This window comes from Bradyrhizobium sp. USDA 3311, assembly GCF_054062495.1.
Window position 1 is genome coordinate 2,542,370 of sequence record NZ_JBSSFI010000001.1, and the last position, 22,548, is coordinate 2,564,917.

General features: G+C 61.9%; 19 protein-coding genes, 1 tRNA gene and 1 pseudogene. 7 read left to right on the top strand and 14 right to left on the bottom strand.

Annotated features, from left to right (window positions below; genetic code table 11):
* Window positions 1-156 precede the first annotated feature (156 nt).
* Entirely contained in the window at window positions 157-1,953 is a 1,797-nt protein-coding gene (locus ACVWW6_RS11845) for an adenylate/guanylate cyclase domain-containing protein (protein ID WP_028173866.1), read from the bottom strand.
* A gap of 222 nt (window positions 1,954-2,175) precedes the next feature.
* On the opposite strand from ACVWW6_RS11845, the gene ACVWW6_RS11850 reads away from it, so the two are divergent.
* A complete protein-coding gene (locus ACVWW6_RS11850; protein ID WP_028173867.1) occupies window positions 2,176-2,808 on the top strand; it encodes a LysE family translocator in 633 nt (210 codons plus the stop codon).
* Between the two features lie 67 nt (window positions 2,809-2,875).
* Window positions 2,876-3,286 (top strand): GFA family protein, encoded by a 411-nt coding sequence (locus ACVWW6_RS11855; RefSeq protein WP_028173868.1) that lies wholly within the window; start codon window positions 2,876-2,878, stop codon window positions 3,284-3,286.
* Window positions 3,287-3,294: 8 nt separating this feature from the next.
* Here ACVWW6_RS11855 and ACVWW6_RS11860 read toward each other — a convergent pair whose 3' ends face one another.
* Window positions 3,295-4,047, bottom strand: a complete 753-nt coding sequence (locus ACVWW6_RS11860) for a sulfite exporter TauE/SafE family protein (RefSeq protein WP_028173869.1) — start codon at window positions 4,045-4,047, stop codon at window positions 3,295-3,297.
* A gap of 94 nt (window positions 4,048-4,141) precedes the next feature.
* Between ACVWW6_RS11860 and ACVWW6_RS11865 the strand changes: the two genes are divergently transcribed.
* Window positions 4,142-5,032: a LysR substrate-binding domain-containing protein gene (locus ACVWW6_RS11865; RefSeq protein ID WP_028173870.1), complete on the top strand. Its 891-nt coding sequence runs from the start codon at window positions 4,142-4,144 to the stop codon at window positions 5,030-5,032.
* Window positions 5,033-5,402: 370 nt separating this feature from the next.
* On the opposite strand, the gene ACVWW6_RS11870 is transcribed toward ACVWW6_RS11865, so the two are convergent.
* The 3 genes from ACVWW6_RS11870 to ACVWW6_RS11880 all read right to left on the bottom strand — a co-directional run bounded on the left by ACVWW6_RS11870 (window position 5,403) and on the right by ACVWW6_RS11880 (window position 8,610).
* Complete coding sequence (locus ACVWW6_RS11870) at window positions 5,403-6,368, bottom strand: Bug family tripartite tricarboxylate transporter substrate binding protein (RefSeq protein WP_456680777.1); 966 nt, start codon at window positions 6,366-6,368, stop codon at window positions 5,403-5,405.
* 18 nt (window positions 6,369-6,386) lie between these two features.
* The gene (gene hisN, locus ACVWW6_RS11875; RefSeq protein ID WP_011090456.1) at window positions 6,387-7,169 is read right to left on the bottom strand and encodes a histidinol-phosphatase; all 783 of its coding nucleotides are present in this window, start codon (window positions 7,167-7,169) and stop codon (window positions 6,387-6,389) included.
* A gap of 550 nt (window positions 7,170-7,719) precedes the next feature.
* Complete coding sequence (locus ACVWW6_RS11880; RefSeq protein WP_011090455.1) at window positions 7,720-8,610, bottom strand: N-formylglutamate amidohydrolase; 891 nt, start codon at window positions 8,608-8,610, stop codon at window positions 7,720-7,722.
* 377 nt (window positions 8,611-8,987) lie between these two features.
* Here ACVWW6_RS11880 and cpdR point away from each other — a divergent pair, with 377 nt between their 5' ends.
* The 3 genes from cpdR to ACVWW6_RS11895 all read left to right on the top strand — a co-directional run bounded on the left by cpdR (window position 8,988) and on the right by ACVWW6_RS11895 (window position 10,787).
* Complete coding sequence (gene cpdR / locus ACVWW6_RS11885; protein WP_007597092.1) at window positions 8,988-9,347, top strand: cell cycle two-component system response regulator CpdR; 360 nt, start codon at window positions 8,988-8,990, stop codon at window positions 9,345-9,347.
* 72 nt (window positions 9,348-9,419) lie between these two features.
* Window positions 9,420-9,494: transfer RNA gene (locus ACVWW6_RS11890), tRNA-Val, on the top strand.
* Window positions 9,495-10,013: 519 nt separating this feature from the next.
* Window positions 10,014-10,787, top strand: coding sequence for a hypothetical protein (locus ACVWW6_RS11895; RefSeq protein WP_038966175.1), 774 nt, complete (start codon window positions 10,014-10,016; stop codon window positions 10,785-10,787).
* On the opposite strand, the gene ACVWW6_RS11900 is transcribed toward ACVWW6_RS11895, so the two are convergent.
* From ACVWW6_RS11900 to ACVWW6_RS11930, 7 genes are all read right to left on the bottom strand, one after another.
* On the bottom strand, window positions 10,744-10,977 hold the full coding sequence (locus ACVWW6_RS11900; protein WP_236842147.1) for a hypothetical protein: 234 nt from the start codon (window positions 10,975-10,977) through the stop codon (window positions 10,744-10,746). The genes ACVWW6_RS11895 and ACVWW6_RS11900 overlap by 44 nt on opposite strands.
* A 3-nt stretch (window positions 10,978-10,980) precedes the next feature.
* Window positions 10,981-11,283, bottom strand: a complete 303-nt coding sequence (locus ACVWW6_RS11905) for a hypothetical protein (RefSeq protein WP_051000294.1) — start codon at window positions 11,281-11,283, stop codon at window positions 10,981-10,983.
* A gap of 140 nt (window positions 11,284-11,423) precedes the next feature.
* Window positions 11,424-12,998, bottom strand: coding sequence for an AAA family ATPase (locus ACVWW6_RS11910; protein WP_236842146.1), 1,575 nt, complete (start codon window positions 12,996-12,998; stop codon window positions 11,424-11,426).
* Window positions 12,995-13,474: a hypothetical protein gene (locus tag ACVWW6_RS11915; RefSeq protein ID WP_063921553.1), complete on the bottom strand. Its 480-nt coding sequence runs from the start codon at window positions 13,472-13,474 to the stop codon at window positions 12,995-12,997. Before ACVWW6_RS11915 ends, ACVWW6_RS11910 begins: the two co-directional genes overlap by 4 nt.
* A gap of 11 nt (window positions 13,475-13,485) precedes the next feature.
* A complete protein-coding gene (locus ACVWW6_RS11920; protein ID WP_051000295.1) occupies window positions 13,486-14,433 on the bottom strand; it encodes a GIY-YIG nuclease family protein in 948 nt (315 codons plus the stop codon).
* Window positions 14,434-14,632: 199 nt separating this feature from the next.
* Entirely contained in the window at window positions 14,633-14,800 is a 168-nt protein-coding gene (locus ACVWW6_RS11925; RefSeq protein WP_162494163.1) for a hypothetical protein, read from the bottom strand.
* A gap of 1,460 nt (window positions 14,801-16,260) precedes the next feature.
* On the bottom strand, window positions 16,261-16,497 hold the full coding sequence (locus ACVWW6_RS11930; RefSeq protein WP_060910319.1) for a DUF6894 family protein: 237 nt from the start codon (window positions 16,495-16,497) through the stop codon (window positions 16,261-16,263).
* Window positions 16,498-17,198: 701 nt separating this feature from the next.
* Here ACVWW6_RS11930 and ACVWW6_RS11935 point away from each other — a divergent pair.
* Window positions 17,199-18,548: an IS701 family transposase gene (locus ACVWW6_RS11935; RefSeq protein ID WP_456680778.1), complete on the top strand. Its 1,350-nt coding sequence runs from the start codon at window positions 17,199-17,201 to the stop codon at window positions 18,546-18,548.
* Window positions 18,549-18,727: 179 nt separating this feature from the next.
* Here ACVWW6_RS11935 and ACVWW6_RS11940 read toward each other — a convergent pair whose 3' ends face one another.
* The gene (locus ACVWW6_RS11940) at window positions 18,728-19,942 is read right to left on the bottom strand and encodes an NAD(P)/FAD-dependent oxidoreductase (RefSeq protein WP_110117265.1); all 1,215 of its coding nucleotides are present in this window, start codon (window positions 19,940-19,942) and stop codon (window positions 18,728-18,730) included.
* 211 nt (window positions 19,943-20,153) lie between these two features.
* Window positions 20,154-21,943 (bottom strand): annotated as a pseudogene (locus tag ACVWW6_RS11945) (adenylate/guanylate cyclase domain-containing protein).
* Between the last annotated feature and the right edge of the window lie 605 nt (window positions 21,944-22,548).

Genomic DNA, 22,548 nt, shown 5'->3' on the forward strand with positions numbered 1-22,548 from the left:
AAATCAGACGCGCCGATCAAGCGCGGAAAGTCCTAACAAACAGCCAGCGCGGCCGCCGCCGACTATACTACTTCAGCGTGTGACAAAGTGTGGCTGAATTCACTGTGCTGTCAACAAGAGCGGACGTGAGATCGTCGCGCGGCCGCAGTCCGCCTGTCAGGACTCGGCGGCGCGTTTGACGTCGCTCTGGACCAGCGTCAGCTTGCCGAGCGGCACGCCCGCCTTCAGAAGCCCCTCGCGGTAATGAGCGAGGTCCTCGGGCCGCTTCCAGTGGAAATTGCGCAAATGGCGGTCGACATTCAGGGTCGGGTAGTTGCCCATGAGCACGCGGGTCGCCTCGACGGCCTCGCCGGTCCGCCCCAATTGCGCCAGCGCTGCGGCTCGGATCGCCAGCGCCTGCATGTGGTTCGGGTTGATGTAGAGCTGCTCGCGGGCCCACGACAGGGTCGCGTCATACTGCCCCAACAGATAATGGCTGAACGCGTTCAGTGCGGCCCATTGGTAGCGCGGGTCGCTGTTGTCGCGCTGCGCGGCCATCGAAAACAGCTCGATCGCCTCGCGGTGCTCGCCGATCACGAAATGGCAGATGCCGAGCACGCCGCGCGCGCCGTTGTCGTAGGGGTTGAGTGCGACCGCGCGCTTGGCGGCGTCCATCGCGGCCTCGTAATGCCCTTCCATCGCATGGGCCCAGGACAGGATCGAGAACGCGAAGGAGGAGCGCGGGTCGAGCCGGACGCTGGTTTCGGCGAGGTTCATCGCCTCGGCCCACATCTCCCGCGTGCCCTTGACCCAGCCGAACTGGATGCTCTGGATCTGGATCGTGGCGAGGTAGGCGTGCGCGATCGACAGCTTGGGATCGACCGCGATGGCCTCCCGGAACAGGTCGACGGCGGCGGCCAGGTCCTCCTTGGTCTGCCGGTAGTAATGCGACAGCCCCTTGAGGAAACGGTCCCACGCGGTTACGTCGGTCGAGAGCCGCGCGGGCGCCGAGGCCTCCGCGCGGACGATCTCGGTGGCGATGGCGGCGGACAGGTTGGTGGTGATCTCGTCCTGCATCGCGAAGAAGTCGCCGATGTCGCGGTCGTAGCGCCCGGTCCAGAGCTGCTCGCCGGTCTCCGGCGCGATCAGCTCCGCGGTGACGCGGATCTTGGCTCCGGCGCGCCGCACCGAGCCCTGGATCAGATAGGTGGCGTCGATCTCGCGCGCGATCAGCCGAGTGCTCGTGTTCTTGCCCTTGAAGGCGAAGGTCGAGTTGCGGCTCAGCACCCGATAGAAGGATTGCAGCGACAGCGCGTGGATCAGATCCTCGGTCAGGCCGTCGGAGAAGTATTCGTCCTGGGCGTCGCTGAGATTGGCGAAGGGCAGCACGCCGACGATCGCGGTGCGGTACTGCTGCGAGAGTGCGGAGGCCTCCCTCAGCTCGGGGGCGATCGCCCGTGCGCCCTCGGGCTTCCAGGTCCAGACCCCGACCGCATCCTTGATGTTCTTGAAGCGATGGTTGCCGCCATCGACCAGCGGCACGGTGAGATGCTTGTTCGCCTCGCTGTAGGCCTTGGCCGAGATGGCGAAGCCGCCGGGGCTCGCCACCGATTCCAGGCGGACGGCAATGTTGACATCGTCACCGAACACCTCGTCCTCGTCGGCGATGACGTCGCCCATGTGGATGCCGAGCCTGAACTGCATGGCGCGGTCGGCCGGCAGATGGTGGTTGCGCTCCGCCATCAGCGTCTGCATCGCGATCGCGGCTTCGGTGGCGCCGACGATCGAGGGGAACTCCAGCAGGAAGCCGTCGCCGGTGTTCTTCACGACGCGGCCGCCGTGATTGAGGATGATGGGGTGAATCGCGCTGCGATGCGCCTTGAAGGCGGCATGGGTGCCAGCCTCGTCGCTGCCCATCATGCGCGAATAGCCGGCGACATCGGCGCAAACAATGGCAGCCAGACGTCTTTCCATATTCTCGGAGCTCCAAAGGATGGAGGACTGGCCACGGCGTGGCAGTCGCCTCGAATCCCGCATTTCAAGAACCCTGCCTTTATAGAGCAGATAAGGCCGCGGGAAAGTATGATCCGCATTGCAAATTCAAGGTAAATCCTACGCAGTCCCGGCGGTGGACGACGGCCGCCGAACCGACTAAGCCCGATCCCTTGAGACGGACGGGGCGGCGGGGCACCTCACATGCTGGGCATTCACGAAATCTGGCTCTTCATCCTGTCGGGCGTGCTGCTCAACATCACGCCGGGACCGGACTCCGTCTACGTCATCGGCCGCAGCATGCAGATGGGCTGGCGGGGCGGGGCTGCCGCCGCCTTGGGCATCAGTTGCGGCTGTTTTTTCCACGTCGCAGGCGCGGCAATCGGCCTTTCGGCCCTGCTGATGGCCTCATCTACCGCTTTTTCGATCCTGAAGCTGGTTGGCGCGGCCTATCTGGTCGTCACGGGACTTCAGATGCTGTGGTCGCGCCCGACGCTGGCATCGGCGATCGACGAGCCGGCGCGGAGCTCGTTGCGGCGGGTGTTCCTCCAGGGCGTCTTCACCAACGCGCTCAATCCCAAGGTCGCGCTGTTCTTCCTGGCCTTCCTGCCGCAATTCGTCGCAGCCGATTCTCCGCACAAGCCGCTCGCCTTCCTGACCCTCGGCCTGATTTTCATCTGCACGGGAACGCTGTGGTGCCTGGTGCTGGCGGCGTTCGCGGCAAAGGCCGCGCACCGCTTGCGGGCCTCCGAGGGCGCGATCGCCTGGGTCAACCGTGCGCTCGGCGGCCTGTTCATTTATCTCGGCATCCGCGTCGCCATGCTGGAGACGCGGTAACTCGTTCGAACGAATGACTGGTGTGGCATGCAATCGGCCCGATAGAGGCCACGCGCGGGAGGTTTCGATGATTCGTGGAAGCTGTCTGTGCGGCGCCGTGCGTTTCGAGATCGACGAGGTTCGCACGCTGACGCATTGTCATTGCGTCAATTGCCGCAAGCTGACCGGCGCGGCATTCGCCACCTATGCCCATGTTGAAGCCGACAAGTTTCGCTTTGTCGCGGGCGAGGACATGACGGTGGCTTACGAGTCCGCGCCGGGCAGTTTTCGCCATCGCTGCAAGACCTGCGGCTGCCTGACGCCGGGCAAGGCGAGTTATTTGCCGACCGTCAGCATTCCCGCCGGCCTGCTCGATGACGATCCTGACGTCAGGCCCCGCCTCCACGTCTTCACCTCGTCGCGCGCGCCGTGGTGGACGATCCAGGACGATCTGCCTCAATACGATAAATGGGTGCCGGGCTACGCGCCGAAGGCGTGAGCCTCTTCTCAGGCGAATTCCTTCAGAAGCGCGCTGCCAGCCAGATAAAGGCCGAGCAGGATCATCGCGATCAGGAACCAGCGGCGAAACGCCTCCGCCGGCATCCGCGCCCGCACCGACTGGCCGATGAGCATGCCGGCAAAGGCCATGGCGAGGCCCACGGCGCCCGGCACCGCATTGGCCGGCGTCAGCAATCCGCCGGCGGTGAGGTTGAAGGCGAGCGCCAGCGTCGCGGTCGTGAAGAACACGCCGAGTGCCTGCACCAGCTCGTCCTTCTCCATGCCGATCGCCTGCATGAACGGCATCGAGGGGATCACCTGCACGCCGGTCGAGGCGGAGATCACGCCGGTGACCACGCCGACCACGCCACCAACCCATTTCTCGTTCTGCGGCGCGACGCGGAACTGGAATTTGTTCAGGCCTATCACCGCGTAGATCACGAGCAGGGCGCCGAGCACGATCGTGCCGTAGCGCGCATGCGGGCCGGTCAGCGCGCCGGCATTGAGCCAGCAGCCGATCACGGTGCCGATCATCAGCGGCCACAGCCGCCTGAGGATGTCGCGCAAGTACGGTCCGACGAAAGTCTGCCAAATGTTGGTGATGATGGCGGGCACGATGACGATGGCGATCGCGCGGCTCGGGGCCATGCTCACCGCGAGCAGGCCCATGGAGACGGTCGGCAGGCCGAGCCCGACCACGCCCTTGACGAATCCGGCGACCAGGAAGACGGCGGCGATGACAATGAGGAAAGGGTCGATCATGACCTGCACATTGACCGAAGCCGCGCCCGGGCACAATCTGGAGGTTACGGAGACAGCCTTCGCTATGGACGAAGGCTTGGTTGGAGGAGACCAAATGCGTTTCGATCTCGTCGATCTCCAGCTGTTCATCGCAGTCGCCGACCAGCGCAGCATCACCCGCGGCGCGGAGCGGTCGCATCTGGCGCTGGCCTCGGCCAGCGCGCGCATCAAGGGGCTGGAGGATGCGCTCGGCGTCGCGCTGCTCAAGCGCGGCCGCCGCGGCGTTGAGTTGACCGCGGCCGGCGAGAGCCTGCTCGATCATGCCCGTCTCGTCATTCACCAGATCGACGCCATGCGCGGCGATCTCGCCGGCTTTGCCAGCGGCGTGCGCGCCAGCGTGCATTTTCTCGCCAACACCTCCGGCCTGTCGGAGCATCTGCCGAAGGCGCTGGCCGGCTTCCTGCGCGAGCATCGCGACGTCGCCATCGACATCGAGGAGCGCGAGAGCACCGACATCGCGGCGGCGATCACCGCCGGTGCCGCCGACCTCGGCTTCGCCGCGGAGCACGCGCTGCCCGACCATATCGAGCGCTTCGTCTTCAGCGAGGATCACCTGACGTTGGTGACGTCACGGCGCGGCCCGTTCGCCGGCCGCCGCCAGATCGATTTTCAGGAGGCGGGCGCGTGCGAGTTCGTCGGGCTCACCAGCGCCACCGCGCTCCAGGTTCATATTTCGAAACACGCGGCCCGGCTTGGCATGCGGCCGCATTACCGCGCGCGCCTGCGCGACTTCGATGCGATCTGCCAGATGGTCGCCGCCGATGTCGGCGTCGCCCTGGTGCCCGAAGCCGCTGCCCGCCGCTGCGCCAAGCTGATGCCGCTCGCCATGGTCCGCCTGCGCGATGCCTTCGCCAACCGCAAACTCGTGATCTGCGCGCGAAGCTTCAAGACGCTGCCGCGCCCGGCCAAGATGCTGGTGGAGCATTTGCGGGCCGAGGCGGTGTGAGGGTGGCGGTGATGTGAGCCTGCGGCGCGGCCGCGACCTCAACTGCGCTCCCTCCCCCCTGCGGGCAGGGCTATCGCATATGGTGTGCACGATGCGGCGGCATCGGCACTGGGCTCCCTCTCCCGCTTGCGGGGGAGGGTTGGGGTGGGGGTGTCTCCGCGTCGGGATTGTTGGGGATTGCGGATGACATCCCTGCGTGGCGAGAGCCCTCACCCGCCGCGCTCTGCGAGCGCGTCGGCCTCTCCCGCAAGCGGGAGAGGCGGAGCAAGCCCGCGGAAAATCCTCGTGAAATCCATATGCGATTGCCCTCCCCCGCAAGGGGGGAGGGAACGCACCTACCTCGTGGCGGCGTCACGACTCAAACCGTTGTTCACTTCGCCGTCTCCACCCCGGCGTCCTTGATCACCTTCGTCCACTTCCTGGTCTCGTCCGCGATGAATTGGCGAAAATGCTCCGGCTCGTCGCCGATGAGCGTCGCGCCTTGCGCGGCGAGCTTTTCTTTCACGGCCGGATCCGCCATCGCCTTCGTCGCCAGGCCATGCAGCGCTGCGACGATCTCCTTCGGCGTGCCCTTGGGCGCGACCATGCCGTACCAGTTCTCGATGCGCAGATCAGGAAAGCCCGCTTCCGCCGTCGTCGGCACCTCGGGCGCGGCCGGTGCACGCTCGACTGAACCGACCGCGATCGGCCGTAAGGCGCCGGCCTTGACCTGCGGCAGCAGCACCGGAAGATCGAGGAACGTCATCTGCACCTGCTGGCCCAGCAGGTCGTTCACCGCGGGTGCGGCGCCGCGATAGGGCACGTGCACGATGTCGATCTTCGCGGTCAGCTTGAACAATTCGCCGGCGAGGTGCGGCAGGCTGCCGGGGCCGGAGGAGGCGAAGTTGAGCTTTCCGGGCTGCGCCTTGGCCAGCGCGATCAATTCGCCGATGTCCTTGGCGGGCACGTTGGTGGCGACAACAAGCATTTCCGGCACGGTTGCAACCAGCGTCACCGGCGTGAGGTCGGACAATGCGTCGTAGGCGACCCGCTCCATGCTCGGGCTGATCGCGAGCGCGCCGGCTGAGGAGATCGCGATGGTGTAGCCGTCGGGCGCGGCCTTCGAGACCGCGTCGGTGCCGAGCACGCCGCCTTGGCCGCCGCGATTGTCGATCAGCACCGGCTGGCCCGAGAGCTCGGACATGCGCTGGCCGATCACGCGCGCGATGATGTCGTTGGGGCCGCCGGCCGGGAACGGCACGATCAGCTTGATCGGCTTGGCCGGAAAATTCTGGGCGGAGGCGAGGGCGGGAAACAGAAGCAGGCTTGCGAGGAAGAGCTTACGCCAGTTTTTCATACAAGCCTCTTGGGGCGGCTATCCGTTGAGCAGTTTCATTGCTTCTTCGTGAACCCTGGCATCGCCCGCCGCGATGATGCGGCCGCCGCCCTGGGCCGGCTTGCCTTCCCAGGTGGTGACGACGCCGCCGGCGCCGGTCACGATCGGGATCAGGGCCGCGATGTCGTAGGGCTTCAGCTCGGTCTCGACCACGAGATCGACGTGGCCGGCCGCCAGCATGCAATAGGAGTAGCAGTCGCCGCCATAGCGCGACAGCCGCGCGCCCTTCTCGATACGGCCGAAAATGGCGCGGTCGCGCTCGTTCATGAGCAGCGGGCTCGTGGTGTAGGTCGTCGCCTCCGACAGCGAAGCGCAGCGGCGGACCTGGAGCCGACGCTCGCCGGAGGGGCCTTTATAGTTGGCCGAGCCGTTGTCGCCGGAAAAACGCTCGCCGATGAAGGGCTGGTGCATCATGCCGAACACCGGCGCGCCCTTGTGCAGCAGCGCGATCAGCGTGCCCCAGATCGGGAACCCGCCGATGAAGGACTTCGTGCCGTCGATGGGATCGAGCACCCAGACATAGTCGGCGTCCTCGCGCTCATTGCCGAATTCCTCGCCGACGATGCCGTGCTGGGGGAAATTGGCCTTGATCAGCCGCCGCATCACCGCCTCCGCGGCGCGGTCGGCTTCGGTCACCGGATCGAAATCCTTGGTCTTGCTCTTGTCGTCGATCGACAGCGAGGTGCGGAAGAACGGCAGGATGGTTTCGCCGGAGGCGGTGGCGAGCCCTCCGATGAAGGCTGAGAAGTCGATCACCGTCACGGCGCATCCTCAAAACGAAAGTCGGGTGAAGCTCGCATCTGCCTATCTCAATTCGCCTCTCGCGTGCAGCGCTGTCTTGATTTGCACCCTGGTATTTTGGATGCCGATGCCGGTTGCCTCATCCGAGCCATCTCCTGGCCAAATATCGATCATTGAGTTGAAAACTTAGTTCCGAACATGCCTTGTTCGTATGCAAATGACTATCAACCCATTGAATTTCCTTATCAAAGGAACTGAATCTGGGTTTCTCTGGAAGCAACAGAGCCATGTGTGTTTTGCATGGGAAATGGCTCAAAAGCCCTTGCACTTTGTGCGGCGCGGCCGCATATTGTTGCGGTGCGGTAGCGCTCTGCGTTACCGCTGCCCTCCTTGGGCGTTTCCTCCCTAGACTTGGGCCGCTTGCGTCATTCGCGAGCGGCCCTTTTTTCTTTGGGTCGCCTGTTTCACTTCGGCTGTGCGAAAACGCGAAGTGAAGATCCGGCGTCCGATACGCTCGCAGCTGTGTCTGGTCCCTGATCCGCGACGTGGTCGCGCGTCGCAGGCTTACCGCCTATTCCGCCGCGGCCTGGAACGGTCCGAGATCGCCGAACGGGATCGTGGCCGCCAACACGTCGGCGAGCACGCCGAAGTCGGTTGCCACTTGCGCAAAGCGCGGACTGCGCTCGCGCCGACGCTCGTCCATGTAGATCGCGCGGTTGAGCTCGAGCTGCACCGCGTGAAGCCCGCTCGCCGGGTTGCCGTAATGCTCGGTGATGAAGCCGCCGGCATAGGGCTTGTTGCGGCCGATCGAATAGCCGAGCCCGCCCATGGTCTCCTCGACCCGGTCGGGCAAGAGCGGCGTGCAGCTCGTACCGTAACGGTCGCCGATCACGATGTCGGGCCGGCGCGGCTCGTCCCTGCTGACGCCGACCGAGGGCATCGAGTGGCAGTCGACCAGCACCACCGTGCCGAACATCTGGTGCACCTTGTTGATCAGCCGGCGCAGCGCGCGGTGATAGGGCTTGTAGAGCGTCTCGATCCGCGCCAACGCATCGTCGACCAGGATACGGTCGCGATAGATCTCCTGGCCATCGCCGACCACGCGCGGGATGGTGCCGAGGCCGCCGGCGACCCGCATCGAGCGGGTATTGGCAAAGCTCGGCAGCCGGCCGGTGAACATGCGGGGGTCGAGCTCGTAGGGCTCGCGGTTGACGTCGACATAGGAGCGGGGAAAGTTGACCCGCACGGTCGGAAAGCCGCGGGCGCTGAGATGGCCGATCAGCTCGTCCATGAAGGAATCTTCCGACCGCCGCAGTGTCGGCAGGTCGATCCTGGAGGCGCTGAGAAATTCGTCCGGATAGGTCGAGCCGGAATGGGGCGAGTTGAAGATGACCGGCGCGCGCCATTCGGCGGGCTCGACGATCTCGAATGCTGGCGACATCTCGCCGTCAAACCGGGTCATCTTCTCAGGCTTCGTCCCTTATTCCCAGGCTTCGTCCCTTCACGCCACAAGATCCGGCCCCGCAGGATCCTGTAAGGCCCGGCAAAGGCTTGAACGGATTGATTCGGCCGGTCGAGCGGCTCTTATGTGTCGTCATTGTCCGGAATCGCAACCATTCTGCCAAGCGAAAAGATGTGATCTGCGCTGGAACATGTCTTAACCGTGCAGGCAGCGAGGCGGGGATCGTCCGGTCGGCTTCGATTGATTCGATCCGCATTCCGGTTCACAAGGAGCCGGCAGCGCGATCCGTCCAGGGTAAAGATTTTCACCCCAAATTTACCCTCTGTCGGGCTTAGTGACCTCTGCTGATATCCTCTGGGGATTCGACGTTTCCTGCCATGCCAAAGATCCTGCTCGCCGAAGACGACAACGACATGCGCCGTTTCCTGGTCAAGGCGCTGGAAAACGCCGGTTTTCAGGTCTCGTCCCATGACAACGGCATGGCCGCCTACCAGCGGCTCCGCGAAGAGCCGTTCGAGATGCTGCTGACCGACATCGTGATGCCGGAGATGGACGGGATCGAGCTCGCCCGCCGGGCCTCGGAACTCGACCCCGACATCAAGATCATGTTCATCACCGGCTTCGCCGCGGTCGCCCTGAACTCGGATTCGGACGCCCCCAAGAACGCCAAGGTGCTGTCCAAGCCCGTGCATCTGCGCGAATTGGTCAGCGAAGTGAACAAGATGCTGGCGGCCTAAATCGGCCTCCTTCCGTCCTTGCGCCGGGTCCCCTGAGCCGTTATAGGGACCCCACCGATGAAATGACCTCTAGGGCACGTAGCTCAGCGGGAGAGCACTACCTTGACATGGTAGGGGTCACAGGTTCGATCCCTGTCGTGCCCACCATCTTCTTCAAGGGTTTAGCCGCCTTGCGGCTGGCCGGCGAAAAGATGATTTCCACGAGATTTCCACGAAGGCGCTCCGTGGCGCTGGAAACCTCACCGCAGACATTGATGCCGTCCGGTCCAATGCCGGATGCCCCGCTGCTTTCCACTCGGTTAGCGACCGCGCGATGCGCGCTACTCAACCTGGGGCCCGCTTCCTGCCCGACATTCATGCCGTCCAGCTTCATTCCAGGAGACCGATCTCTGTCAGCTTGGATGACGTTCGATTGATGCGCGCTGCCGAAGCAAAGGTCGGCTTCCCCCCCGTTACTCCGAATGTAACGCAGAGCAGGACAGGCCCCTTTCTCAGTCAGCTTTTCGCCCACAACAATCACGTTCATCGCATCCTATTGCACGACAGCCTATCTCGTCTGCCAGCTTTAGTGTCAGCTGAAGTCGTCCTGCCGTCAACATCATCATTCGCTTGGAAAGCCACAGCTCTGGCTTATAATAAACGACCTTCGCGAATCGACGATTTTTTATGGCTGCGCGCCCCGGACGTATCGCAAACGATTGGCTTGCCTATATCAGGCCGCATCTGCGTCCCTTTGAAGCTTTAGAGCACGGCGAACGCGGCGACTACATCGCCAAGCTGTCGAAGAAAGTGAGGCTCAGCGACAACACGCTCCGCCGCTTTATCGCTGCGGCACAATTCCTGGAGGCAGAAGGCATCACCGAGCTGGCACCTGATGTCAGGATGCCAGTGGCTGCTGTCGAGCGGGTCGCTCGAATTGCCGCAAGGCAACCGGAGCGCCGTCGAAAATTGCTCGAAGATGTCAGCGAGGGCAAGCTGACGATTATGGAGCTTCGGGAGCTCCTGAAAAAATGCAGGAAGAGTGCCAAGCGGCCGGGTGGAGCACACTCGACTTCGTCATTAGACCGTGTCGCCCGGGAACTCGAGATCCGCAACATCTGCAGGCGAGGCGAGGTCGTGCTCGCGCGCGCTGATGAAGACGAGTTTGGATGGCTTTTGACCACACCGATGAAGCGGAGCTTCATTGTTCGCCTTCCCGAAGCGCGGCGCGCATTGATCTTGGACGCGATGATGTCGCAAGGATCCGGAACGTCGTTTGCTATGCAGCGACGGGGATTCCTGCGGAACGTCCTTGTTGGCGCAAGCCTTTATGATTTTGTGTTCGTATTCGCCGCGGCCTGGCATTACGAGGTTGAGAAGTTAGTGCAGCAGTTGCGTCCTGTGCTCCGGAAGAGTGTCATCCTAGTAGATGACAACTGCTCTCGGCGACCTCCGCCTTGAACGAGTCCTCGACATCAAGCTTGGCCTTGTCGCGTACGGCAGCAAACGCCACCTTCGTCTCGACCGTGAGCTCGACTTCCCGCCTGGCATCGTCGAGCTCGCGCTCCTTGCGAAGCATGCCCGCCTGGATCTTTTGGGCTGCAGCCAGCTTTTCGCCATTGGTCGTGAGCATCTGCTGCAAATCGGCCAATTGCTAGTCGCGGGTGCTGAGCTCGTCGGCGACCGCCAGACGCGCTCTCTTGGCTTCAGCTTCGGCGATGTTCGCCCGCTCCGCCTTCAGCTTGGCCGCCACCTGCTCGTCAACGGCCTCGCGAGCTTTCGCGATTTCTTCTCTGGCCTGCTTGAGTAGCGCTTCGCGCCGGCCAAAGTCTTCCTCCTTTGCAGTAAGCTGTTGATCGAACTTGCGGCGCGTCTCTGCGATGAGGGGAGCGGCGAGCGATTCCGTCAGCTTGATTTCGGTGTGGCAGTTGGGGCAGACGATCTGGGGATCGGTCACGGCATCGGTCCTCTGAGAATTGACCGTGATAGTATCGGGTGGGCGTGCGCCACTTAAGCCCTGGGGACGGGTTATCCCGCGCAAATGCGGCGGCCGAGGCAATAGCGGCCGTGGTCTTCCTGAGCCGTTCTCCTCCATGATCAGTTCCTCGATGCGTGGATGTCGCGCTCGCGCAGGACGGCTTCGACAACACGACGCAGGCGGCGCACCGAGCCACCGGCCCAGTTTCTCGCGACCGCCTCGTGCTCAATGCCATCGAGCGGCGTCACCCAACTCTGATCGAGGCCGCGCTCCCTCGCGAGATCGGTCAACACGGCCGGCAGCAGGGCGTCGAGATCCTTGGAGGTCGGTTTGGGAAAGCTCACGACCCGGAACCGGTCCCGGATCGGACCGGGCAGGGGATCGAGACGGTTTGCGGTAGCGACGTAACTTACCTGCGACAGATCAAGATTTGTCTGAAGCGCGGGATCGGGATAGCGCGAGCTCGTCTCCGCTTCGAGAAATGCGAGCAGCACGTCCCAAAGTCGGCCATTGTCGCTTCGCGTCGCAGCCTTCTCGATCTCGTCGACCAGCACGAGCGGATTGGCAATGCGTGCCTGCGCAATTGCGAGGAAGGCGTGACACGGCTCGGCTGAGTACCAGCGCCGGTCCGTGCCCCCGAAGGAAGCACTATCGGAGCGGCTTGCATCGCTCCGCCATACGGCGACACCCAAGACCTCGCCCAGTCGGCGGGCGAACCGGCTCTTACCACCGCCGGGCTCGCCAACGATCAGGAGGGGGCGCAAATGCACTGTCTCGCGTCCAACGAGATCTGCCAAGGCGAAGTCGACGACCTCGCTGGCGTACGGGAACTCGAACAGCAGGGTGTTGCGCGCTTCGTACAACGCCGGTGCCTGAACGAGCGGTAAGGCGACGTTGACGACGTCCTTCAGCGGCCCGATGATCTCCTTGAGCTTGGGGCTCTTCATCTCGTTTTCGGACAGACGCGCAACGACGAGATGATGATCGGGAATGACCTCGAGGATCGGGGCGGCTTGTCGCTCGACGGCTTCGGTCCGGTCGGCTTCCCGTTGCTTTCGGCGGTCATTCTCCTCCCTGAACTGAAGTCGCAACGCCGCTTTGGCTGCGGAGATGCGATGCTCGGCCGTGCGGTGCCCGACCAGGGAGGCGTTCATTGCCGCAGAGAACTTCTTTGGCACAAAATGCGTGCAGGCCTGTAGCGCGGCCCAGCCATAGGTGAACCGTTCAAGGTCGCAGCGAACCTTCTGTTCGACGATCAGCGAATTCAGCTGAAAGGCCTTGACCAGTGCCTTGGCGACCCTGCGATGCTGCTGGAAGTGTTCGTCATCACGTGGCGTCGGCAAGCTCACGAGCCGGACACTATCAGCAAGGCTCCTGAGAGCTGGCTCACTATGAGCGACCGCGCGGCGATCGAGTTCAGCCGCCAGCGCCATTGCGCCCTCTAACGACCTGCCTTTAGCCCATGCGAGATTATGGGACAACTGCGGGCAGAGCTCTTCGACTTCAGCGATGAGCCGCTCCTCAACGTGATCGGCGCCATCGACAATCAGCATTGCATAGCGCAAAAGCCTGGGCAGGCCCTTGAGGCGTTCGTCCCAATCGGCCGAATCGGCAGCGGCGCCGGTCGAGGCGGCGTCCTCCGCTGTCGGTAGATCCAGATGATCGGAATTGTCATCGTCATCATTCGCGCTCAAGCGAGATCCTCCTCGCAAAGAGCCAGCGAGACCATTGCCTCCGTCCGGGCAGACTGACCGGTAGCCTTAGCGTAACGGATGTGATGGGTAAGCCACAGGGTGGCGAGTTCGACCTTAAAAGGAAGATCGAACTCGAGGCGACCAAGAACGTGCGACAGCACGAGCATGGCCGCGGGGTCATCGCTGAGGGCCGAGTGAAGCAGGGCGGTCATCGTGATGTCGACGGTCAGCGAAATGTCGCGGATCGGCATCAAGGAGAGGGCGGCAGCGATCGCAGCTGCCGGATCGCCACTCAGGGCGGCCCGGAGTTTGTCGCCGCCATGAAGGACGGCGATTCGTTGCAACATGGTACCGATGATTGACTGTTCGGTGTATCGGAACTGATGCACCGAGAGCATCCGCCACCACGCCAGCGGAGGGCCGTCGTCCGTGGAGAGCGGCCAGATATCGCTCGTGGGATTGTTCGAAGCAGACATTCGCGGCCCCCTCAGTTCGCAATGATGATCGGTTGCGGGTAGCGGCGGGGGACCCACACTCTCGAACCAATATGGGCGCCCGTGATGACCTTCGCCGCGATAGCGGCGGATGGAAACCAGACGGCGACCAGAAGGCGCTTTCGGTCGGCAGCCCCGGGGATCGTGGCCAGGGCGTGCTTCGCTTCCAATTCGCTGCGGCGGGTGTCGACGATCCCCTGGGCGCTACCGTTGATGGGCCAACGGAATTCGGCGCCGGGCATGACCACGAACCCGCGATCGGATGTGGGATAGCCCCGTGCCCAGAGGCCTACATAATTCAGCTCAAGCTCACCTCCGGCGGGAGGTGTGGCGACGATGTCGATCAGCATCGGCTCCATGTCGTTCGGCCCGATCGGATCGTCGTCTCGTTCAGTTGAACTAACTACGGGAACGCGATCGAAGTAGGAATCCAGTGCCAGACAACCCGCGTCAAACAGTTGCTGACGCGCGTCCTCGAGGATGCGCTCCATTTCGGCGCGTTCATCGGCGCGGACCCTGGGAATTGTCGGGGTCCACTCGTTGGTGATGACGACGTGGCGCGCTGCTTGAGCAATGCTCCAGAGGTGATATTGAAGATAGAATGCTGGGTCCTTGTTGGACCAGGGCTCGGGATATCCGACGACAACGTAGGCTACGCGGGCAAACGCCTTTGCCGGATCGGCAAAATGCTTCGAGAAACGCATATTGATGTTTTTGGTCTCGCCGAAGTAGGCCGTCTCGCGGTTCATCAGCACGTAGGCGGCGGGGCCGACGGCCAGCGCCAGATCGGTGCTGTTGCGATCAGCGAGGGGGATGACCCAGACCCCAACACGGCTCGCGCCGTGATGCACCAGCCGAGGGCTGGTGATGCCATCCCCGGGACGGAAGATCTTGGACGTGCAGGTGGTCCGCGACGATGGCAGGTCGAATGACAATGACATGACTGAAATCCCTCTGTTGCGAGAGATCGCCGGCCGACGTCGTGAACTGAGTATCGTTGTTGCCGCCAGGTGAGCCGAAGCAACGGAGACCCAGGCATCGCAAAGGTTGGTCGTTTGGATGGAAGGCAGAGCAGCCGGTCCCAACGAGGAGGTGGCCTTTCGCCACCCCTTGCGATGCGCGACGTCGAATTGACGATCGCTAATCCGTGAACGACGAGTTGAAATTCTCGAAGACCGTCGCGAACACCGGCACAAGGCCGCCGTCCGGGAAGCGTTCACTCTTGTCAACGGCAGAAGGTAGCGGCCCAGGCCGCAGGTAGGTTTGGGGCAAGGATGCCGAATCGGCGCTATAGTGGCTGGTAGCCATGAACGACTCTCCATTAGTCGGTTGTGGTCAGGCTGTCGTTTGGTGTTCCAGCACCGGACGGCAGCCGCTTATCCGCTTCGCGCTTGCTGCGAAGCCGATCAGATATGCTAACTTTCGGCTGGATATGCCAAGCTTGCCGCGTTGGTATGGTTAATGCAGCCTCGTAGCCAGGTGCCCATCTGGCCTTCCTGTATCCGGTTCAAGTCAGATGCTGCTTTCGTAGTTCGAAAAGACCAGGCGCCCTATGGCGACCTTGCCCGCTTCGTTTCCGGACGAACGGACCACTCTGACTCAGATATTGGCTTTGCGGTCATTTTCGCGACTGGTGCAGGAGGGTCGTTAGCTCATAGACCGTGACGGCCGTCCCGAGGAAGCGCCGAAGGAGTCACGCCGGGAGCGATCTCGTCGATGGCCCAGAGAAGGCGGCCACCTTTGGCGACCGCCCTTAGGGCGACGCTCGCTTTACCTGGGGACGGCTAGATCCAGAGCAGAAGGAGCACTGCGATTACTATCCATAGAACGAGATTGGATCCTTGAGCGATCGTAACCGCGCCTGTTTCGCGATTACGGAAGAATCACCGGAGGAATTGGCACCTCCATTCCCCAGCGAGCGCGCGCTGGGGCTGAGTTCGAGGATCAAGACCGCCGTGCTGGCTGGGGCTCGACGCCATCAATGCTACCCAATCTTGCCGAGCTCCGGTCTGGCCGGCACCGATCTCGATCGCTGCGGCACGAACCGCTCGGGCAGCGTGCACCATCGGCGTTGGCCAACATGATGACCCAGTCGTCGCACGTCACACGGTAGACAATCCGCAAGACGACGCAGGCCTGAGAGCCGCCAACATATTGAACGAAGGCTCGATATCATTTCGTTTTGAAAAAGATTAGGGAAATGAGAAGTGTGAAAATCTAAGTCCTCTCTGCTGATCTCGGTCTGATCGGAATTGGATCGAAATATCTTTGTCGAGGTTATTCGTCCCTTATTTTTCTGCTTCGGACGATCGGCATTTGGCATTGAGGCGACGCTGAAGAGGCGATAGCCCTACGGGTGAGATGGCAATGCTGTCGATCAAAAGCGAGCTGGGACCTAAAAATCCGACCCGTTTCGTAACGCCACCCGTTGCGTAATGTGAAGTCGAGTGCTCATTGTAAGCGCACGCGCTTTCGTAGCTATATCGGAACGTTTTTGATGAGGTGGGTTACTAGCTAGTTCCCGCGCTGGACTGTTTAAGCCTGCTAGCCTAAAGTTGAGCGGCGAGGAACATCTCGGTCTGTCCTGCTCAGCCCGCGCGAGCGCCTTTGTCTGTGCCTCAGCGGTGGCGTTATCAAATACCTCCGGACGCATCCGGCTGCGGGCTAGGTTGTCCCAGTAGAAGAATTTGGACGGCCGCCCTCCGGGAAGCGCGCATCGCAATTGCCGCCGTCGGGCACCATCACGGAGCGTAGGTTAGTTTAGTGCATTACGTTGTGACCGAAAAGTTGACGACAAGGAAGATCTGCCCGCCGATTCCGGGGCTGTCGGTCACCTCGACGCGCCAGGTAAGGTCCTGCCACAAGGGTCCCTCTGCTCCATCGTTGAGGATTTTACTGCTCAATTCGATCGCCGCTGCTTGCGCGGCGGCGATATCCGGAAGTTCCAGTCCGACATCATCGAAGATGGTAATGCCGTCGTGGACATGGAAGAAGAAACGGGTCATCCGCACGACTCCCCCAAGAGACGGCAGCGAAAGCGCGCGCTCTCTGCCCGCCAATGTGCGTAACGCTAATATATACCGGGGGTGCTAAGGCGGAGAGGACGCTCTTTTGGGGAGATGGAGTGCCTCTTCGGGGGTAGGTGTCTGGTCAGATCCCAAGTCGGCGGACTTCGCCTGGGCGGAGCGCATCTGATTTCACGCGCAGGCGGTGCTGCAAGAGCCTAACGATTTGCCCGTCACCAACGACCTGCGCGACCGCTTCGGTCGCCCTCTCAGGTTCGACCGCTGCAACCCAGTATGATCTTTCCCCGTCGGGCGCGATGACCGCGACCATAGGTAATCGGACCATCATCAAAAAATTCCATACTGAAAGTCACAACCATAAGTTTTAGGATTTGCCAAAACAAGACCTGGTCGCAGTTATGGTTAGCGTCGGCGAGAACCAGATAGATGTCGCGGTCGAGCCGGTCCGCGGGCAAGATCGAGGGCGAGACACGCATACGCAAACTCCAACACAGACGGTATCGGAGAGACGACCCCGGCTTCAGGGGCTTCCGGCGGGGAGGGCCGGGGCCGCTCCGCCGGCTCGGGGGCGAGCCGGCGACGATTCAAATGCGCCGCGCTCGCGTGGTTCCTACACTAGCACTACTTTGGCAGATTGTTGATTTCACCTCGATTTATTGGATTCCCGAATCAATTTTTCAATGATTCATGGGTGGTCGGCTCTTGGAGGGCTGACCATGCCGGGATGGGAAGACGAACTCGAACGCTGGCTGATGCCGTTCTTGGACCGGCTGGGTCATAAGACCCGACAGCGGATGTGTCCTCTATATGTTGCGGGATTGATCGGTCCTGGCGATCGCAAGAGCGTTCAGCCGATGGCGGAACGCCTTGCCACGAGCAACTACGACCAGTTGCACCATTTCATTGCGGACGGTGTCTGGGACGCGACGCCGCTGGAGACAGAGCTGCTCAACCAGGCGGACCGACTTGTCGGCGGCAGCGATGCGGTGCTGGTTATTGATGACACCTCACTGCCGAAGAAGGGTGAGCGCTCGGTCGGTGTTGCGGCTCAATACGCGTCGGCTCTCGGTAAAACGGCAAATTGCCAAACGCTGGTGTCTTTAACGCTTGCGCGCGGCGAAGTGCCAGTGATGGTCGCGTTACGTCTCTTTTTGCCTGACAGTTGGACAAGCGACATGTCTCGTTTGAAGCGCGCTCGCGTGCCAGTCGAACACCGAACGCCACGGTCCAAGCCGGAGATTGCTTTGGCCGAGATTGACCGCGCGATGGCAGCCAACGTGCGCTTTGGATGTGTGCTGGCGGATGCAGGATACGGCCTCAGCGCACCGTTTCGACAAGGGCTAACAGAGCGCGGGCTGGCCTGGGCTGTCGGCATCCCTCGGCACCTGAAAGTGTATCCGGTCGATGTGAAGCTCATTTGGCCGATTACCAAAGTCCGCGGGAAACCACGAAAGCACCACGTGCCCGATATCTTATCGATTGCGGCAGAACAAATGCTGGCCAGCGCCAAATGGAAAACCGTGAGTTGGCGTAGCGGGACGAAAGGTCGGCTCAAAGCCCGATTTGCTGCTCTCCGTGTCCGGACCGCCGACGGCCCTCCGCAGCGGATATGGGATAAAGGTCAGCAGCATCTCCCAGGCGACGAAGCCTGGCTCATTGGCGAGCAACGCGCCTCGGGAGAGAAGAAATACTATCTCGCCAATCTTCCGGCGATGACGGATCTGCGCACGCTGGCCGCCACCATCAAGGCACGGTGGATTTGTGAGCAGGCGCATCAACAGTTGAAGGAGGAACTTGGACTTGATCACTTCGAAGGGCGATCATGGCAAGGTCTTCATCGCCACGCCCTTATGACAATGATTGCCTACGCCTTCCTGCAACATCGTCGCCTCGCAAACGCGGGGCGGAAAAAAAAGAATCAACGGGCCTCCGCCTCAACCAACCATGCCCGCCGTACGTCACGCCATCGTCGATCTCATCCTTCGGCCGCCGCCCCAGCAGTGCCCATATTGCCGAAAGCAAATCCTTGAAAAACAGCGGCGAAAACACATTCTGCCAAAGTAGTGCTAGGGCGTGTACTCACAAACGTCGGCTTACCAATGTCAAGCGGAAGTCTGCCATCTTGAGCGTGATCGGCGACTTGTGACCCATAGCCGTCATTCCTTCGTGACTCGAAGCGCGTCGACTTTCCTAAATCACCCGCGGTAGCTTAGACGGCGCCATAGAAGTGCCGATACTGCCAAGCGGCTTCCCTCTGTAGTTGAGGTTCAGACCACGGCTGGTCTTTGAAGCGCATGACAGACATAGGCGAGAGATCGACAGCCGGCTTGCCATCGATGATCCAGGTTGCAAGCGCCTCTCCGATGGTCGGCGAGATTGAGAGGCCAGCGACGTTGCACCCGCTTGCAAAATAGAAGCCTGCAGCTCCGGAGGCCGGGCCAAGGATGTGGTGGCCGTCGGCGGTCATTGTCGGAATGCCACCACGAAATTCTCGCACTTTTGCCGTTTGCAGGATTGGAAGTTGATCTTTGACTTCAAGAGCCGCTGAACGCAGCACGTCGATGTCGAGTGGCATGTCCTTGATGTCGAAACTGGCTCCGAGCGACTCCATGTCGAAAAGTCGTGGGGTTTCTTCGTAGACACCCCAAAGCAAGCCGCCCTGGCAGGGACGCGTGTATACGGCGGCATCCATGATCCGAATCATTGGTTGGTCAGCACGCGCGCCATCCAAAGGCTCGGTGACGATGAGTTGCTGCCGGGTCGGGACCAGAGGCACGGAAATCCCACATGCCTCCGCGACCTGTCGCGTCCATGCACCAGCCGCATCAACCACGATCGGGCCTTCAATGATGCCTTTCGAGGTGGTTACGCCGGTCACCTTGCGGGCAGTGATGTTTACGGTGAGCACGTCCGTCTTTGGCAGTACGGTTGCGCCTCGAGCTGCCGCTGCTATGGCGAAGCCGGTGGCGACCTGCGCGGGGTCGAAATACCTGTCGTCACCGATCCTCATCGCCGCGACGACGCCGGTCGGCTTTAAAAACGGATTGAGGCGACTTGCCTGCTCCGAAGAAATCGGCTCGACATCAAGGCCCATGCGGCGCCCGCGCTCAAGGTCAGCCCTGATCACCTCCGCGTCCTGCGGCCGACGCGCGATCTTCAGGCTGCCAGAGTGCACCCAATCGAGAGGCTGCCCCGTTTCTTCGGTGAACGCTTCAATCTTACGGCAAGCGTCCTTGATGAGGCCAATCATCAAGTCGCTCTTGCGGACGCAGCTCACCATGCCCGCAGCGCGGGGCGAGGTTTGCGATCCGATATCGTGCTTGTCGATCAGAACGACGTTGAGACCGCGTTTGCTCAAGTAATATGCTGTGGCAGCGCCGAGGCCGCCGGAGCCAATGACAATAGTATCGGCCTTGCTAATCATGGGACTATGCTCGAAACACGTTAGCTGGCACCGAAGTCTATCACCGGCGGTGGTAGCCGACTATTCTCTTTCTCTGGGCAACAGCCGTAACGAGGGCCGTTGTTGGCCCAGAGGCGAAAAGGCTCGGGTAGTCGCAGAAGTCCGGTGTGTTGGGTAGAGTGGACATGGGCGACCCGGTCTTCGACCGGCGCTCATTTCCCAAAACCGACCTTTAGCCCTCTGGCAGCCCGGCCAAGCGCATGCCCTCATAGAAGCGTTCGCGTCTGACTAGGTAAGTCGGATTGTTACTCGGAGCATGGCGTTGGAAGCGGCGGATGGTGAACCCTGGATCGAGTGCAAGCCCTACCTGCGCGGCGGCCCGTGCCTCGTCCAGCCACCCAAGCAGCGCCAGCGCGGCGGCGAGATGGAAATGCGCGAGGGGGAAATTGCGGTTGGCCTCGATGCTTCGGCGCAGCCAGGCGACCGCCTCGGCGTCGGCATTGAGCTGCACGTTGGCGCAGCCGACAAACAGCATCCACCGGTAGACCCAGATATCCCGGGGAGAGAGGCGCAGCGCCTCATGGACATGGGCCTCGGTCTCCTCGGCGCGAGCAAGAAAATACTTGGCAAGACCAATCCAGCCATGGGCGTTAGCTAGATTTCGATCCAGCGACAACGCGTGCTCACATTCGGCGATACCTTGGGCCGCGCGGGCCGTAAAAATATGCACGGCGCCGAGATACATGTGGGCCGGGGCGTATTGCGGAGCCAGGGACAAAGCCTTGATTAAGGCCCCCTCGGCCGCCGCGAGCAGCGCAGCGCGGTCGTCAATAGAAAAGTTAGCGCCCCTATTAAAGTCAACTATTGCGCTGCCAACCAGTGCTTCGACACAGTCGGGATCGAGCGCCAAGGCACGTTCGAAAAAGCCGCGCGCTTGCGCCAAGTGTTCGTTGGTTAGTCCTTCGTGTAAGCAAGCGATGCCCTGAAAATACAAGTCCATCGCATCAGGATGCGGCGAACGTTGCGCTAGCCGTGCCTCGGCCGCGATGAGCTGGGCATCGAGAGTGTTAGCGAGCCGCGAAACGATTTCGTCCTGCATATCGAAAAGGTCGGCGACAGGCTTGTCGAAGCGTTCGGCCCAAAGATGATTGCCGGTTTTCGCGTCGATCAGCTGCACATTCACCCGAAGTCGGTTGCTGCCCCGCTGCACCGAGCCTTCGAGCACGTAGCGGACGTTCAACTCGCGCCCGACCTTCTTCACGTCGACGGCCATGCCCTTAAACGTCAACGCAGTGGTGCTGGCAATCACGAATGAGTCCCTAATGCGCGACAGGTCCGTAGTCAGGCTCTCGGTCACGCCATCGGCGAAATAGTCTTGCTCGGGATCGCCGCCGATGTTCGCGAACGGCAGCACCACGATGGACAGATGTGTCGGGGGAGGTGTGCTCGGCATCGCACCCTCAGTCGTTGTGCCCCGAATAAATCCATCCCAGACCACAGCATAGGCTCGGACTGGGCGGGCAATATTCTTGAGGCTCTGCTCGCTAGATCGGCGAACTCGACCGCGACCTTGCCGCGAACCTGATCGTAGGCGGAGGAGGATAGGCAGATGCCGCCGGGTTCGGCGATGCCCTCAAGCCGCGCCGCGATGTTAACGCCGTCTCCAAAGATGTCATGCGGTTCAACAATTACGTCGCCGATATTGATGCCCACACGGAACAGGATGCGCCTGTCTTCAGCATAACCGACGGTAAGTTCGCGGACGCGGGTCTGAAATTGAATGGCAGCTCGAACCGCTTCGACCGCGCTTGGAAACTCTGCCAAGAAGCCGTCGCCGGTGTTCTTCACAATGCGGCCCCCGCGTTCGGCAATCGCGGGCTCGACGGCGTCTGCTAGGAGCGCTGCCAGTTTGGCGTGCGTTGCCTCTTCGTCATTGTGCATCAGCCGCGAATAGCCAGCGATGTCGGCGGCCAATATCGCCGACAACCTACGCTCGACCCGGACTGGCCGCTTTTGCACCATGGCTCGCAACCCAACCGAGGAGATATTGTACGACGGATCGAATGACCAGGCCACGCTGCTCATGTCGCTTATTGGCCCAGATGCGACCCTGGGCGCGGCACAACAATACGTCCGAAATTGAGGTAGACCGGAAGTCGTCGGCCGAGACGTGCACCGCTGCTTTTGACCCCGATGTATGGTCCGGCCGTGCGTAGCAAGAGGTTCGTCGATCAGGTGGTGTGGTCTTGCATCAATGTATCCGGCCTTTGATTGGAGCATTTTCTCCGGGCCATCATGGATATCAGCGCGCGTGCGTTCTCATTAGCGGACAGGCCTCGATTGGGCCATTTGGGTCACCAGTGTTCGCACGTGCCGGGAAGACCGAGCCTCCATCTCGTCTCATCCTCTCGCAGACCTCGGCTGGAACCTGTTGATGGGGTTACGTCATCGCTTGCTCCTCCTACCTCGCAGTTCCTGTGTTCGAGCCAGGGGCCGTTCCTTCGTCCCGGCCCGCAGGACGTGCGTCGCGTCGCGCGCACGGGCGGTCAAGGCCGGCCGTTGCGCTTGGCTTGCGGCTGGCTCCGGCGTTGCCAGGCCGCGCCTTGACCGCGCCGAGCACGGCGCGA